General features: G+C 35.9%; 1 protein-coding gene. It reads right to left on the reverse strand.

Going from position 1 to position 421, the window contains the following annotated elements; translation table 11 throughout:
* Positions 1 to 46 precede the first annotated feature (46 nt).
* Positions 47 to 421, reverse strand: a 375-nt coding sequence (locus EII23_RS12445) for an ATP-binding protein (protein WP_185702414.1), incomplete at its 5' end; no start/stop codon positions are given.

The following is a 421-nucleotide window of genomic DNA, read 5'->3' on the forward strand; positions in this document are numbered from 1 at the left end:
GCTCTAACTTCCATATTCAGTGTTTTTCTTGCTATTTCTTCATTGATCAACTTCTCTCACCTCCATTCAGCAGTCTGTCCCTATTGCGATTCAGTTTGTCCTTTTGAATAACCTTTCTAAAATCTTCTCCTACAACCATAACAGGAATACACATCTCTATGATTCTTGAGTAGATTCTTTGATACTCTACGCTATCCTTACAATTTTGGATTGTGTCGTAGGAAAGGTTAGTAGTGAAGATAGTCGGTTTCTGTTTTAAGTACCTGTTATTCACGATGTTATATACTTGCTCTTTGGCATAGCTTGTATCTCTTTCTATTCCTAAGTCATCCAAGATAAGAACGGAAGTATTTACAAGGGATTCAATATATGCGTTCTTGTCAAAATCAAATCCTCCCTTTTGCAGTTCATTGATAATCTG

The organism is Desulfovibrio sp. OH1186_COT-070, from assembly GCF_003860215.1.
Classification (GTDB): Bacteria; Desulfobacterota; Desulfovibrionia; order Desulfovibrionales; family Desulfovibrionaceae; genus Desulfovibrio.